Origin of the sequence: Alteromonas macleodii ATCC 27126 (assembly GCF_000172635.2) — a bacterium.
GTDB lineage: Bacteria > Pseudomonadota > Gammaproteobacteria > Enterobacterales > Alteromonadaceae > Alteromonas > Alteromonas macleodii.
In genome coordinates, this window is record NC_018632.1 from 622,321 (window position 1) to 636,263 (window position 13,943).

At 46.7% G+C, this 13,943-nt stretch carries 9 protein-coding genes; 7 read left to right on the forward strand and 2 right to left on the reverse strand.

Translation table 11 applies throughout. The annotated features are described in order from the left end of the window. Positions 1–80: 80 nt before the first annotated feature. Both MASE_RS02745 and MASE_RS02750 read right to left on the reverse strand, forming a co-directional pair. Positions 81–1,421, reverse strand: coding sequence for a nitrate regulatory protein (locus MASE_RS02745; RefSeq protein ID WP_014948231.1), 1,341 nt, complete (start codon positions 1,419–1,421; stop codon positions 81–83). A 355-nt stretch (positions 1,422–1,776) separates the two neighbouring features. Then, the gene (locus MASE_RS02750; RefSeq protein WP_014948232.1) at positions 1,777–2,064 is read right to left on the reverse strand and encodes a hypothetical protein; all 288 of its coding nucleotides are present in this window, start codon (positions 2,062–2,064) and stop codon (positions 1,777–1,779) included. A 434-nt stretch (positions 2,065–2,498) separates the two neighbouring features. Here MASE_RS02750 and MASE_RS02755 point away from each other — a divergent pair, with 434 nt between their 5' ends. From MASE_RS02755 to MASE_RS02790, 7 genes are all read left to right on the forward strand, one after another. Then, the gene (locus MASE_RS02755) at positions 2,499–4,064 is read left to right on the forward strand and encodes a SulP family inorganic anion transporter (RefSeq protein ID WP_014948233.1); all 1,566 of its coding nucleotides are present in this window, start codon (positions 2,499–2,501) and stop codon (positions 4,062–4,064) included. A gap of 311 nt (positions 4,065–4,375) precedes the next feature. Next, on the forward strand, positions 4,376–6,925 hold the full coding sequence (nirB, locus tag MASE_RS02765; protein WP_014948235.1) for a nitrite reductase large subunit NirB: 2,550 nt from the start codon (positions 4,376–4,378) through the stop codon (positions 6,923–6,925). A 36-nt stretch (positions 6,926–6,961) separates the two neighbouring features. Further along, positions 6,962–7,333, forward strand: a complete 372-nt coding sequence (nirD, locus tag MASE_RS02770; RefSeq protein ID WP_014948236.1) for a nitrite reductase small subunit NirD — start codon at positions 6,962–6,964, stop codon at positions 7,331–7,333. Positions 7,334–7,419: 86 nt separating this feature from the next. After that, positions 7,420–10,311: a nitrate reductase gene (locus MASE_RS02775; protein WP_014948237.1), complete on the forward strand. Its 2,892-nt coding sequence runs from the start codon at positions 7,420–7,422 to the stop codon at positions 10,309–10,311. 12 nt (positions 10,312–10,323) lie between these two features. Then, on the forward strand, positions 10,324–11,307 hold the full coding sequence (gene cobA / locus MASE_RS02780) for a uroporphyrinogen-III C-methyltransferase (RefSeq protein ID WP_014948238.1): 984 nt from the start codon (positions 10,324–10,326) through the stop codon (positions 11,305–11,307). Next, positions 11,291–12,277 (forward strand): glycosyl transferase family protein, encoded by a 987-nt coding sequence (locus MASE_RS02785; RefSeq protein WP_014948239.1) that lies wholly within the window; start codon positions 11,291–11,293, stop codon positions 12,275–12,277. Before cobA ends, MASE_RS02785 begins: the two co-directional genes overlap by 17 nt. Before the next feature lie 144 nt (positions 12,278–12,421). Further along, on the forward strand, positions 12,422–13,939 hold the full coding sequence (locus tag MASE_RS02790; protein ID WP_014948240.1) for a bifunctional metallophosphatase/5'-nucleotidase: 1,518 nt from the start codon (positions 12,422–12,424) through the stop codon (positions 13,937–13,939). The last annotated feature ends 4 nt before the right edge of the window (positions 13,940–13,943 follow it).

The following is a 13,943-nucleotide window of genomic DNA, read 5'->3' on the forward strand; positions in this document are numbered from 1 at the left end:
CGATACATTGGAAATATTCTGTAGTGGAAGCCTATTAATGGGCGCTGCACAAAAAGTCGGAATTTGTGTTGAGCCGGAATTTACCTTCCTGCTGAGTTTTTCGTTGTAATATTTACGATCTTAGCGGCAATAGCCGCTATGGTCGTATTTTCGCTCATAGCTTGTTTTTGCAGTCGACGATACGCGTTATTTTCGCTTAATCCGAATTGCTCCATTACTACCAGTTTTGCTCGCCCAATCAGTTTTTGTTCCTGTATTGCACGCTTGGCCTCTTCGAGCTCCCGCCCCATATCTTCTATGTGTTGGGCCTGTGAACGCAGTAAATCATAAAAAGAGCGGTGAGCAGATAAAGTCTTCGTTTGCTCGTTAAGTGATAGCGTTTTGATTTCGTCTTCTTTAGTGTCTTCCGCGAGTCCAGGCATGCTTGGATCGAACAATAAGGTGAGCGGTGAGCCATCAGTGGCGTGTTCATCATTGAAGCGCGTAAGCAACTGCTGATGATTGGCCATCTCATTTTTTGCATCGGCCACTTTACTGTTAGCTTGCTGAGTAAGGGCCTCAGTGAGCGCCACTTCGATAGTCTGCATTGCATCCATTCGACGTGTTGCTACATAAAACCAAACTTCCGATATTTCTCCGGCAATCGGACTGCCGTCACCAAGCTGTGCAATCATATTTCTAAGCTGTGTAATATCGATTGCAGCAGGGCTTTTGTTCAACGCGTCTAATGCATCTTTATGCGGCTTACAGCTAAACTCACAGAATATACTGAAGTGATGTTCTTGGGCATGCTGAAGCGCGGCCAGCTTTTCACAAAGGCGAACATCGAAATGAGTTTCTGCGAAACCAATAGCGCCCCACGCCCGCTCCTGCCCAGCGTATTCTTTTGCCTGCATAAAGTTGAACAGTGCAACCAATAAGCGAGTGATTGTTGGGTCGCTTGCAATATCTGCCGCTTCAAAAATAACCGTAAGTAAACTGGCAACTAGACGACTATATGCTCGTGTAGATTCCAGTGGTGTCAGCAGCTGCTTGCTTACCTGTTCTCTCAGTCTGGGCAGGTAGTCCGTCGCCTGCATAGCAAGTGTAATGCTGCTCAACAACCGCGGGTTACCCGTGGTGATCTCATCTGTCAGGTAGAGAGATTTCAAGTGGCTTTTCAACATTGACTCCGCTTGCTCGCTAGCACTGACGTACTGCATTCGCTCAGCGGCATAACGCTCGCCTTTTGAAGCAAGAAAGATATTGCTGGCCCCACGCTCTTTTTGCAGTTCATGGATGAGTTCTCGAACGGCAATTACAATTCGACAATTACTAGATAATTGCTCAAGTACGGTTATTTCGGCGTGCTTGGCCGCTAGCAAAAAGCGCTTAGTGGCGTCGCTACAAAGCGCAATGGTCTGTTCTGGTTCATGAAGCATGTTAAGGCCTGCTAATCTTCGGTACACACGTTTCGAATTTTCTATTGATGAGTGCATCTATTGGCGAAACGTTTTTTGAAACTCTTTGCTCTTAGTCCCCTGCACTCAGCAGAGCAATACGTGTACCAAGCAACACTTATGCCCTGTTTATTAGAATTAATGAAGATAAGCGTTAGAGTGAACAAAAACGCCCGGAGTGCTGACATATAGCGGGGTGTGGTGCGGCTGGAACTTTTGCTTAAGGTGACTTTATAAGGGGGACGGGAAGGTTAGCGGCGTTAAGAGGGAAGTTGAGAGGGAAGAAGCTGCGCCAAAATGGTGCAGCCTCGCAAAATCTGTGGTTTTGCTTTCCAGATTAGTTTCTGACTACGCGAAGAAACCAACCTACAAACAGTGAAATTAAGAAACCGAAGAAGGCAATCATTGTGGTGATAGTTAACATTTGCCCAGAAAAGTCAGCATTCTCTCCAGTGTGCTCGCTAACCAGCATTCCTGATGCTTTAAAGATGAACAATGCCGCTACAGAAAATAGTAAAATAACGGCGGTCGACATGATAGTGGCTTTCCAATAAGCCTTCGGCGACATCCAATGAATAGCGCCTGCCACTAGCACGCACAAAATAGTCAGAATATAAGGTACCACTTTAACTCCTCGTTGAATAAGACTTGTGCCTTATTGCGACGTCTTACCGTAGCCCCGTATTAGAAATCGAAGCGCATTGAACGACGCGGTTAATAAAAACCATTATACGATGCCATGTACGATGCAATTTGTCAGCATTCGCTATTAAATTAAGCCCTGAGACCGAACATGAAAAATTGACAAGCTCACAGCATTAGGAAAGGGGCAAAGAGCCCTGCGCTTATCACGTAAGCGCCAAGTAGTTCGGACTGGAGCCTGTTGATCTTTGCTGCACATCAACGTTCAACAGGCCCTAGTAACAATCTATTAAAAGATTTTGCGCTACAATGGTGATAGAATCGCCGAAAAAATCTCCTACCTACTTGGTGTACTGCTTTTGCGCAGCTTACGCCACGGTGGGTTGTTGTGTTTAACATCTTAGCTTCTGAGAGAACATGTTCGATTTAATTACCAGTAAAGACAGCAACGTTAAAAACGACGTGCTATCAGGTATTACCGTGGCGCTAGCCTTGGTCCCTGAAGCCGTAGCATTTGCATTTGTAGCCGGCGTAGAACCAATGATTGGTCTTTATGCGGCTTTCATGATGGGCTTGATCACTTCCGCTATTGGTGGCCGACCAGGAATGATTTCTGGTGCTACCGGCGCCATGGCCGTTGTAATGGTGGCACTGGTTGCCCAACACGGCGTGCAGTATTTATTTGCCGCGGTTATTTTGGCTGGTTTACTGCAAATAATGTGCGGTATTTTCAAGCTCGGAAAGTTTATACGTCTGGTCCCATATCCGGTAATGCTAGGCTTCGTAAATGGTTTGGCAATTGTTATTTTCTTGGCGCAATTAGGCCAGTTCAAAGTGACCAACGCAGCGGGTGAATTACAGTGGATGGAAGGTACGCTGTTATATTGGATGTTAGGGCTTGTGGCGCTAACCATGGCCATTATCTATTTATTGCCAAAGCTAACCAAAGCTGTACCGGCGTCGCTTGTAGCGATTGTTACGGTAACCTTGTTAGTACACGGTCTTGACCTTGAAGCGCGCACTGTAATCGACTTTGTTCGCGATTTGCTACCAGCTGACCAGCGCGACACCGCGACGCTAGCGGGTGAACTTCCTAGCTTTGCTATTCCTATGGTGCCGTTCACCTGGGAAACCGTCATGATCATTTTGCCTACCTCAGTCATTCTTTGCTTGGTTGGTCTAATTGAGTCGCTTCTTACTCTTTCATTAATTGACGAAATGACAGATACCCGCGGGCGCGGCAACAAAGAGTGCGTTGGCCAAGGCGTTGCAAATACCGTAAACGGTTTCTTTGGCGGTATGGGCGGTTGCGCCATGATTGGTCAAAGTATGATTAATATTAACTCTGGTGGCCGTGGCCGCTTGTCTGGTATCACCGCGGCGGTTGTATTATTAGGCTTTATTCTATTTGCTGCTCCGCTAATTGAAATGATTCCTCTCGCTGCCCTTGTTGGCGTTATGTTCGTGGTGGTTATCGCTACCTTCGAGTGGGCGTCATTCAGAATTATTCGCGGCGTAAACAAAGAAGATGCGTTCGTACTTTTCCTAGTAACAGGCGTTACCGTTATCGCTGACCTGGCTATTGCGGTTGTGGTGGGTGTTATCGTTTCTGCACTGGTGTTTGCATGGAAACACGCTCGTCATATTGAAGCGAGATCCCATATCGATAACGACGGTTGGAAAGTCTATGAGCTAGACGGCCCGCTGTTCTTTGGCTCGGTATCGCATTTCAAAGACCTGTTTGATATCGCCAACGACCCTAATGATGTAGTTATTGATTTTAAAGACTCTCGCATTTGGGATTCATCAGGTATCGATGCGCTAGATACCCTTGCTGACAAATACGAAGAGCAGGGTAAAAAGCTACACATTCGCCATATCAGTGATGAGTGTCGCTCACTGCTTCGCAAGGCCGATAAGTTTGTTGAAATTAATGTGGTTGAAGATCCCCGCTACCGCGTAGCGACGGATAAGCTGGCCTAAGTTATTTGAAAGCCTTAATGCACCAAGTAAACACAGTTTTGCGTTTGTTTGGTGCAGTTGTGAAGTCTGAATAATGCTTATTTTGTAGTAAATCAAATAAAAACAATTGTTTACGGTTTTGGCACTGAACTTGGATAGCTATAAACGTAAAGTGTGTTTTGGTGATTTGTGTCAATCGCTGAAAATTGTGTGATTTATAACACTCCGTAAAATGTGTTAGCCGACCTAAACCGTTGGCAAAATAGGCAACGAAGCCCGCATCAACGAAAGTTGAAGCGGGCTTTTTTTTGTCCCGAAAAAAGGGGAATACCATGACTTCATTGGACTCAAAAACGCAAATTGTCGTCGTAGGCAACGGCATGGTGGGGCATCATTTTGTTGAGCAGCTTCACCAAAGCGATGCCAATGTAGAAATAACCGTTTTATGCGGCGAGTCACGCCTTGCGTACGACCGCGTTTATCTGTCGTCTTTTTTTAGCGGCGCGAGTGCTGATGACTTAGCGCTCACTACACCCGCTCAGTACGCCGAGTGGGGCGTAAACGTAGTTACCAATGCCTTGGTTACCGATATAGACCGTGACAATAATAAAGTGACGACTTCTGAAGGGCAGGTGTTTAGCTACGATAAGCTTGTGTTAGCTACGGGCTCATACCCATTTGTGCCACCCATCCCTGGCAACGATCAAGAGCATTGCTTGGTGTACCGTACTATAGACGATCTACTCGCTATTGAAGCTTCAGCAGCAGTGAGCAAAGTAGGGGTTGTTGTTGGTGGTGGGCTGTTGGGTTTAGAAGCCGCTAACGCATTAAAGCAAGCCGGTCTCGACACCCACGTGGTTGAGTTTGCCCCGCAGCTTATGGCGGTTCAGCTAGACCAAGCAGGTGGTAACGTTCTTAAGGACAAAATAGAAGCATTGGGCGTTACGGTTCACACCCAAAAGGCAACGCAAACTATTGAGGCCGGTGATACCTGCCGCTATAAAATGGTGTTTGCTGACGGCACTGCACTAGAAACTGACATGATTTTATTCTCTGCCGGTATTCGACCTTCCGACCAGCTCGGCAGAAAGTCAGCGCTAACACTGGGTGAGCGCGGCGGTATTGTCATTGATAATCACTGCGTGACGTCTGACCCAAACATTTACGCTGTAGGTGAATGTGCGCTGTGGGATAACAAAATATTTGGCCTGGTAGCACCTGGCTATACCATGGCGCGCACGGCTGTAAGTCATATAACCGGCGGCGATGCCGAGTTCGCTGGCGCAGATATGAGTACCAAACTCAAGCTAATGGGTGTGGAAGTGGGCTCAATTGGCGATGCTCATGAACGCACAGTCGGTGCGCTTAGCTACACCTATTTAAATCAGCCAGAAGGCGTGTACAAAAAGCTGGTGGTAGATAGCGAGCAAAAGTACGTGCTTGGTGCTGTACTCGTTGGCGATACCAGCGACTACGACACGCTCTTACAGTATGCACTTAATAATATTGAATTACCTGAACACCCAGAAAGCCTAATTCTGCCCTCATCCGATGCCGCACCGGCGTTAGGTGCCGATGCACTACCAGACACCGCGTCTATTTGTTCATGCCTAAATGTGACAAAGGGCGATATTGTTTCAGCCATTGAAGGCGGCTGTTGTAGCGTTGGCGATGTAAAAGGCGAAACCAAGGCCAGCACAGGGTGTGGAGGTTGTGCTGCCTTACTTAAAAATGTTGTGGATAGCGAACTTGAAAAGCGCGGTGTGGAAGTATCAAAAGCCATTTGTGAGCACTTCAACCATACCCGACAAGAGCTATTTCACATTGTTAAGGTAAACGGCATTCGCACCTTTGACGAGCTACTAGAGCAGCATGGTGAAGGTCTAGGGTGTGAAATTTGTAAGCCCGCTGTCGGCTCAATTTTAGCCTCGGTGTATAACGACTACATTCTTAAGGCTTCACATCTTCCTCTACAAGACACCAACGATATCTACCTTGGCAACATGCAAAAAGATGGCACGTATTCCGTTGTACCGCGTGTACCTGGTGGCGAAATAACGCCTGAGAAGTTGATTCTGCTCGGCGAAGTGGCAAAAGAATACAACCTGTACACCAAGATCACGGGTGGTCAGCGCATTGATTTATTTGGAGCGCGCGTAGAGCACTTACCTGATATCTGGGAAAAACTGGTCGCTGGTGGTTTTGAAACCGGCCATGCTTACGCGAAGGCACTGCGTACCGTGAAATCGTGTGTGGGAAGCACATGGTGCCGCTACGGTGTTCAGGATTCTGTTGGCACTGCCATTGACTTAGAGAATCGTTACAAAGGCTTACGTGCGCCGCACAAAATTAAATTTGCCGTCTCGGGGTGTACCCGTGAGTGCGCAGAAGCCCAAAGCAAAGACATTGGCGTTATTGCTACCGAGCAAGGCTGGAACCTGTATGTTTGCGGGAATGGCGGCATGAAGCCTCGACATGCAGACCTGTTTGCCACCGACCTAGATACCGAAACCCTAATTAAGTACATCGACCGCGTGCTGATGTTTTACGTGAAAACGGCTGATCGCCTACAGCGCACATCGGTGTGGATGGACAACTTAGAAGGTGGGTTAGCTTACCTGCAAGACGTTGTGATAAACGATGCTCTTGGCATTAATGGTGAGCTTGAAGCACAGATGGATGCTGTGGTTGATGCTTATCAGTGCGAATGGAAAACCACCATTGAAAACCCTGAGTCGCGCAAGCGTTTCCGTCAATTCGTAAACAGCAATGCTAGCGACACCAATATTCAGTTTGTTTCAGAGCGAGGCCAGGTTCGCCCAGCTACTGAAGCTGAAAAAGTAGCAGGTAAAGATCAGTTCATTCCTGTCTCTATGGTATAGCCACTGGCTTATCAACCCTGTTAGGAGAATCAAATTATGTCAGCAGCGCAAAATGTAATGGCGTCAGAACCACAGCAAGTGCAATGGCACTATATTTGTGAGACGAACGACTTAGTGACAAACAGTGGGGTTTGCGCCCTTGTCGACTCACAGCAAGTGGCAATTTTCAGTTTGAAGATAAACGGCGAAACCCAGGTTTTCGCCATTAGTAACTACGACCCTATTGGTAAAGCAAACGTACTCTATCGCGGGCTTCTAGGGTCGATAGGCTGTGCGCCTGTTGTTGCTTCGCCTCTATACAAAGAGCATTACTTTTTAGAAACCGGGCTGTGTAAAGAACACGACGATGTTTCCGTCACGGCTTACGCTGTGAAGGTAGAGGGCGAAAAGGTTTTTGTGGGCGTTTAAGCAAACTGTCTTTTTTATACGCCCACATGAATAAAGCCTTTTAGCAAAATGCATTCAAAAGCTGTGAAACCGAAAAAGGTAATGAAATGAATATGCCTACACGACAACCCGACATGATGTCTGAACAATTAAGACAAACAACATGCCCATACTGCGGCGTAGGGTGTGGTGTAGATATCAGTTGCAACGTAAGCCCGCGTGCCATAACCCTGGACACTGTTAAAGGCACGCCAGAGCATCCCGCCAATTATGGAAGATTGTGTGTTAAAGGAACAAACCTGCTTGAAACAAACGACGTAAACGGACGTTTGCTTCACCCAACCATGGCAGGTCAATCGGTGGATTGGGACACGGTCACCGATGTGATTGCGGATAAGATCACCTCTACCATTGCGCAGTATGGCGCGGATGCCGTTGCTTTTTATGTATCAGGTCAGCTTCTCACCGAGGACTATTACATTGCCAATAAGCTTATGAAAGGTTACATCGGCAGTGCCAATATCGATACGAATTCACGCCTGTGTATGTCATCAGCCGTTGCCGCGTACAAGCGTGCGTTCGGTGAAGATGTAGTGCCTTGCGATTACACCGACTTAGAATGTACAGATTTACTGGTGATCACCGGGAGTAATACGGCGTGGGCGCACCCAGTGCTTTTTCAACGCATTCAGCGAGCAAAGCTGAAAAATCCGAATATGAAGGTCATTGTTGTTGACCCACGCAAAACCGAAACCTGTACCATTGCCGATTTACACCTTCCTATAAAACCGGGTAGCGACGTAGCGCTATTTAACGGTTTACTCAGCTATGCAAACGCACAAGGTCGAATAGACAAATCCGCCGTTGAGACCTATGCCGAGGGACTTGAAGAAACGCTCAAAAGTGCAAATGCCTTAACGTTAGATGACGTTGCTGAAGTATGCGACCTGGACATTAACAGCATTAAGGCCTTCTTTGATGCCTTTTGTGAAGCCTCTAGCGTAGTTACTTTTTATTCTATGGGCGTGAACCAGTCTTCTGCTGGTGTGGATAAAGCCCAAGCCATTATCAACTGTCATTTAGCAATGGATTTAATTGCTAAGAACGGTTGTGGCCCGTTTTCAATTACTGGCCAGCCCAATGCCATGGGAGGGCGTGAAGTCGGTGGGTTAGCCAATATGCTAGCTGCACATATGGACCTTGAAAACCATGAGCATATCAGCGCTGTTAAAACCTATTGGAATGCCCCTGTTATGCCCAAAGGGCAGGGGCTTAAAGCTGTTGATTTGTTTAATGCAATTGAGAGTGAAAAGGTAAAATTCGTTTGGATAATGGGGACGAACCCCGTTGTCAGTATGCCAAATCGCGGTCAAGTTGAACGCGCACTTTCTAAATGTGACATGGTGGTGGTGTCTGATATCGTTGAGTCTAACGATACGCTTAACTACGCGCACATTGCCCTTCCTGCCACGGGGTGGTCGGAGAAAGACGGCACGGTGACAAACTCAGAGCGCCGTATATCACGTCAGCGCGGTATATTGCCTCCACCAGGTAGTGCAAAACACGACTGGCAAATACTGTGTGAAGTGGCGGGTAAAATGGGCTTTGGCGAGGCATTTAATTTTACCCATCCGTCACAAATATTCTGCGAATACGCTGGGCTAACCGGCTATCAAAATAACGGTAAGCGACAATTAGACCTGTCACCTTTACAAGCGTTAAGTGAAGCTCAATACAACGGGCTATCGCCTTTGCAGTGGCCCTTTCAAGCAGTTACAAAAGCTGAGAATACGGCCAGTTCTAATTCTCAACCTAGCCTTACCAGTAAACGTCCTTTTGAAGACAAGCAGTTTTCAACACCCAACGCCAAGGCTAGGCTTATTCCCGTAACTTACAGAGCGCCACTGCAGGTGACATCAGACGCTTATCCTTTTGTTGTGAACAGCGGGCGAGCGCGAGATCAGTGGCATACTATGACACGCACGGGTAAAGCGGCAAAGTTACTGGCTCATATGCCAAGTGCTTGCGTGCATATCAACCCTAAAGACGCTGCTGAATTGGGCGTTGAAGACGGAAGCCTCGTTTCTCTTTCAAGTGCAGTGTGTAAAGACGCCCCTGTTATTTATCCGGTTAAAGCGGATACGGATATGCGCAAAGGGGAAGTATTCATTCCCATTCACTGGTCGGCGCAATGGGGTTCGCACAGTAAACTAGGCGCACTTTACGCCAGCGCGGTAGACCCTATTTCAGGGCAGCCAGAGTTAAAACACGCGGCGGTAGCTATCGCGCCTGCTCATTTCGCTACCTACGGCAAGCTCTTTGTTTCATCAGTAAACCAATCAGCACATAATTCAAAACTTAATCCGTTTAGTGAAGACGCACTAAAGCATGCGTGTGATTACTGGAATACGACACCGCTTGAAAGCACAGAGGCGTCTTCACCTTTAAATAACTCGGATGCAGCATTATCAGTATTGAATGTTGCTTCGAACAAAGGTCGTCGGGATTTTACCCAAGGGTTGATACCTCTGCTGCCGCAAAACGCGGTGCTATTGCAGTTTCATCATCATACATACTCAGTATGCCTTGCGCTTGTCGATGATACTCTTTGTTTCGCGGCGTTTTTAGGCGATGAGCCAGAAAAGGGTGAAAGGGCACCAGCAGCTGCACATACAATAGCGCAGGCAGCGCCACATTTAAAAAACACATGGTCAGTACCTAACGAATGGCTCGCCAGCCTTCTCAACACATCTATTTCTACAGACATACAGCGCAATTTAATACGTGGCCAAGTAGACGACGCATTTTTAAATGGTGATGTAGTTTGTAGCTGCTTTGAAGTGCGCGAAAAAACCATTACACATGCCATCGAAGAAGGCTGTAGTTCGGTGGCAGAGCTTGGTGAAGCATTAAAGTGTGGTACGAATTGTGGCTCGTGTAAGCCCGCCTTGTCTCAGCTGATAGACGAGCATTTAGTCATTGAAATTCAATCTGTTTAGGAGCGTTAAATCATGTCAATTGCAACTAGTTGGTCGTTACCGTTTTTGCGCACCTTATTTAAACCGCAGAAACCTTTGTTAAACCTCTTTTATCGCGATGCTATTTCTACCTCGGTCACGACCGTGACGACGCGCCAGCGCTCCGATAATCCAAAAGCTCCAGCTAAGCATTCATACTTTGGCAAGTGGTTGAAGTTAGCAAACAGGCAAACTGAAGGTCATAAACAAGGGCAGGTGTTCATCGTCGGTGCTGGCCCTGGTGATGCCGAGTTACTTACGTTAAAAGCGTTTCGTCTTCTGCAACAAGCCGATGTCGTGCTGTTCGATGCTTTAGTCAGCGAAGATATTCTCGCGCTAATTCCCTCTAAAGTGGTGAAAGAATATGTAGGGAAACGCTGCAAAAAGCATAGCTTTACCCAAGACGCTATATGCAAGCGAGTGGTTGAATTGGCAAGCAACGGTCACACTGTCGTACGGTTAAAAGGCGGTGACCCAGCCCTATTTGCAAGAACCTGCGAAGAAACCGATGCACTCACAAAAGCCAACATTCCTTTTGCTATTGTTCCTGGTATTACGGCAGCATCGGGTGTGTCAGCCTATACGGGGATCCCTTTAACCGACAGGTGTTGTGCTCAGTCGGTGTGTTTTATGACCGCACATTTTAAGGACGTGGATCAATGGCCAGAGATGGCACCCATGGCGCAAAATGTATTGAAGCAAACCATGGTGGTTTATATGGGGCTAAGCCGACTTGAAGGGCTATGCAAAGGCTTGATTCATCACAACGTGCCAACCACATGGCCAGTAGCGGCAATTGAAAATGCCACTTCGCTTGAACAGCGCGTGATTACTGGCGTGCTTGCCGATATTCATAGCAAGGTAGAAGCAGCAAATTTAACGGGGCCTACGTTACTTATATTTGGAAAGGTGGTAGAGTCTCGTCAACAGGTAAATACTCTTCTATTACATTCATCCAAGCATGCAGCAACCATTTAGTGAATACATAAAAATTATTGGAAAAGGTCAAAAAGGGGGGCGTAGCCTTACCCGTGATGAGGCTTATCATGCCATGAAAATGGTATTGGCCAATGAAGTGACAGGCGATCAACGCGGCGCATTTCTTATGTTGCTGCGTACCCGTGAAGAAACACCAGAAGAAGTTATTGGCTTTGTCGATGCATGCAGAGAGCTGATAGAGCCAGAAGTTAAAACCCTCACCCCCACGTTAGATATTGGCTGCTACGCGGGAAAGCGTCGCCAGTTACCGTGGTACTTATTGGCCGTAGCGGTTCTAGCCAACAATGGTTACTCGGTTATGCTCCACGGTGCGCATGAACCGGGTTCGGGACGCCTTTATGCAAGTATAGCGTTACCCCAATTGGGCCTGTCTGAAGTTAGCAGTATTGAAGATGCCAAACAGCAGTTAACGGATAAAGGGGTGACTTACCTTGATTTGTCTTATTTGCTGCCTGCGCTCGACACAATTATTAAGCTTCGTGAGGTATTTGGCCTGCGTTCATGCGCTAACACCCTCGCAAGGTTGTTGAATCCCACCGCTGCACAATTTTGCGTACAGGGCGTTTACCATATGCATCTTGACCACAAACACTGCCGCGTTAATGAAAATTATCCATCTATAGATGCGCTTTGTTTTCGTGGTGATGGCGGAGATCCTGAAGTTAATGGTGAACGGGAAACTGAGCTATTTATTACCAGAAATGGTGAGACCGAAGAAGTAATAATGCCGGTGGTTGCTGACAAATGGGCGCTTAAAGATAAAGACATGAACGTTAACGACATGCTTGATGTGTGGGCGGGTAACGCGAATAGCCTTTACGGTGAACAAGCCATCTTAAGCACACTTGCCAGCTATTTGGTACTGCTACAAAAGTGTGATGTTGCAGATGCCCTGTCCCAGGCAAGGCAGCTTTGGGCACAGCGCGATAAAAGCGCAACGCCATTTTAAGGTCACCTGCGTTTTCTGAGCGGGCAATTATCTATATTGCTTGATAAAAACCCTTCTTTTTAAGGAAAAATAGCCAATCGTCGCATTGACTTAATCGTTGCTATACTTGTTAATAGTATTAACAAGTTTTCCTTAAGTGGTGTTATGCGAATCACGCAATGGCTCGTATTTTTAGCTAGCCTGTCGCTCTTATTTCGAGCAGGTTATGCTGTATCTGAAAATCGAGAACAGGTCACAACCTCTAGCGTAACTTTCGTACTAACCGCAGATATGCCTAATATTAGCGACGCACGCACAGGGCGTTACGCTAATCTTCAAACCCTCGTAAAACAACAGCGGCAAATTAGTGAAACCGTCTTCTTCATTTTCGGCGGCGGCTCGATTGGGCCGAGCGCGCTATCCTCGTTTGACCGTGGCTCCCACATTATTGATATTCTCAATTCCCTTGAGCCAGATGTGATGGGGGTCACAAAGAGAGAATTTAGTTTCTATGAGGATGAATTATCTCTTCGTTCTTATGAAGCAGCCTTTCCATTGGTAGCCAGCAACGTAATAGACAACCGGGTGGGGCGCTCCCCTGATGGCCTGCACACTTCTGTGATTGTAGAAAAAGAAGAATTAACTCTTGGTGTTATATCAGTTTTACATGAGAGAGTGATAGAAGAGTACCAATTATCTGATATTGCTATAACGCCTCCTCAAAAAGCCATCATGGAGGAGTCTAAAAGATTGCGACAGCAAGGCGCAGATATTATTTTGCTGCACTATTCCTACCCGTTCCCTTTTATTAATACCATGCTGAACAAACGTATTATTGATGTCGCTTTTATAACAGACAGTCGCTTGGACGAGAAAAATATGCTCGAAACTACGCGTCATCCTAATAGGATGGTACTTACACAGCAGGGAACCGCTGTCGTTGCTAGTTTTGTGAAAAATGCTGGGTGGCAAGCAACGTCGTATATAGAACAGCCGTTAGAAGATATAGAGGCTGATGCTGAGTTAAACGAGCAACTCATTGAGTATGAAGCGCGCCTAAAACGGTTGTTAAATATCCAAATTGGCGAATGGAAGATTGCCGTTTCGACTGCGCGCAAAGAAGTGAGAAGTGAAGAGAATCCTTTTGTGAACTTTGTCGCGGATACCATTAAACGCTATGCCAATACTGAAATTGCCTTGATAAACGGAGGCAGTATCCGAGGCAACAAACAATATACGGCAGGTACACCAATTACTCGGCAAGATATTGTCACCGAAATGCCGTTTCGTGCGCATGTTGTGGCTTTGGATATAACTGGCGCTCAGTTAATTCAAGCTCTGGAAGAGGGGCTTTCGCAATATCAAAATTTAAAAGGCGGTTTTCCTCATGTATCGGGTATGTCTTATAGTTTCGACCCTTCAGCGAAAGTGCTTCAACGAGTAAAAAATGTCACCATTAATGGAAAGCGAATAGATAAGTCGAAAACCTATTCACTGGCTACAAGTAACTTTCTGGCCAATGGCGGAGACGGTTTCTACGCGTTAAAGAATACCGAAAAGCGTCCGGCCTTGAGTACACGCCCCCCTCAAATATCAGACCTTGTGATGCAGGCCATCGTCAATCAATACGATATAAAGCCTAAAACTGATAACCGCATAATAAACATGGCAAAAGGCGGTTGATCAG

Excerpts from the sequence above, each read along its gene's own strand:
- MASE_RS02745 (WP_014948231.1), bottom strand. The coding sequence starts at position 1,421 with ATGCTTCATGAACCAGAACAGACCATTGCGCTTTGTAGCGACGCCACT.
- MASE_RS02755 (WP_014948233.1), top strand. The coding sequence starts at position 2,499 with ATGTTCGATTTAATTACCAGTAAAGACAGCAACGTTAAAAACGACGTG.
- nirB (WP_014948235.1), top strand. The coding sequence starts at position 4,376 with ATGACTTCATTGGACTCAAAAACGCAAATTGTCGTCGTAGGCAACGGC.
- nirD (WP_014948236.1), top strand. The coding sequence starts at position 6,962 with ATGTCAGCAGCGCAAAATGTAATGGCGTCAGAACCACAGCAAGTGCAA.
- MASE_RS02775 (WP_014948237.1), top strand. The coding sequence starts at position 7,420 with ATGAATATGCCTACACGACAACCCGACATGATGTCTGAACAATTAAGA.
- cobA (WP_014948238.1), top strand. The coding sequence starts at position 10,324 with ATGTCAATTGCAACTAGTTGGTCGTTACCGTTTTTGCGCACCTTATTT.
- MASE_RS02785 (WP_014948239.1), top strand. The coding sequence starts at position 11,291 with ATGCAGCAACCATTTAGTGAATACATAAAAATTATTGGAAAAGGTCAA.
- MASE_RS02790 (WP_014948240.1), top strand. The coding sequence starts at position 12,422 with ATGCGAATCACGCAATGGCTCGTATTTTTAGCTAGCCTGTCGCTCTTA.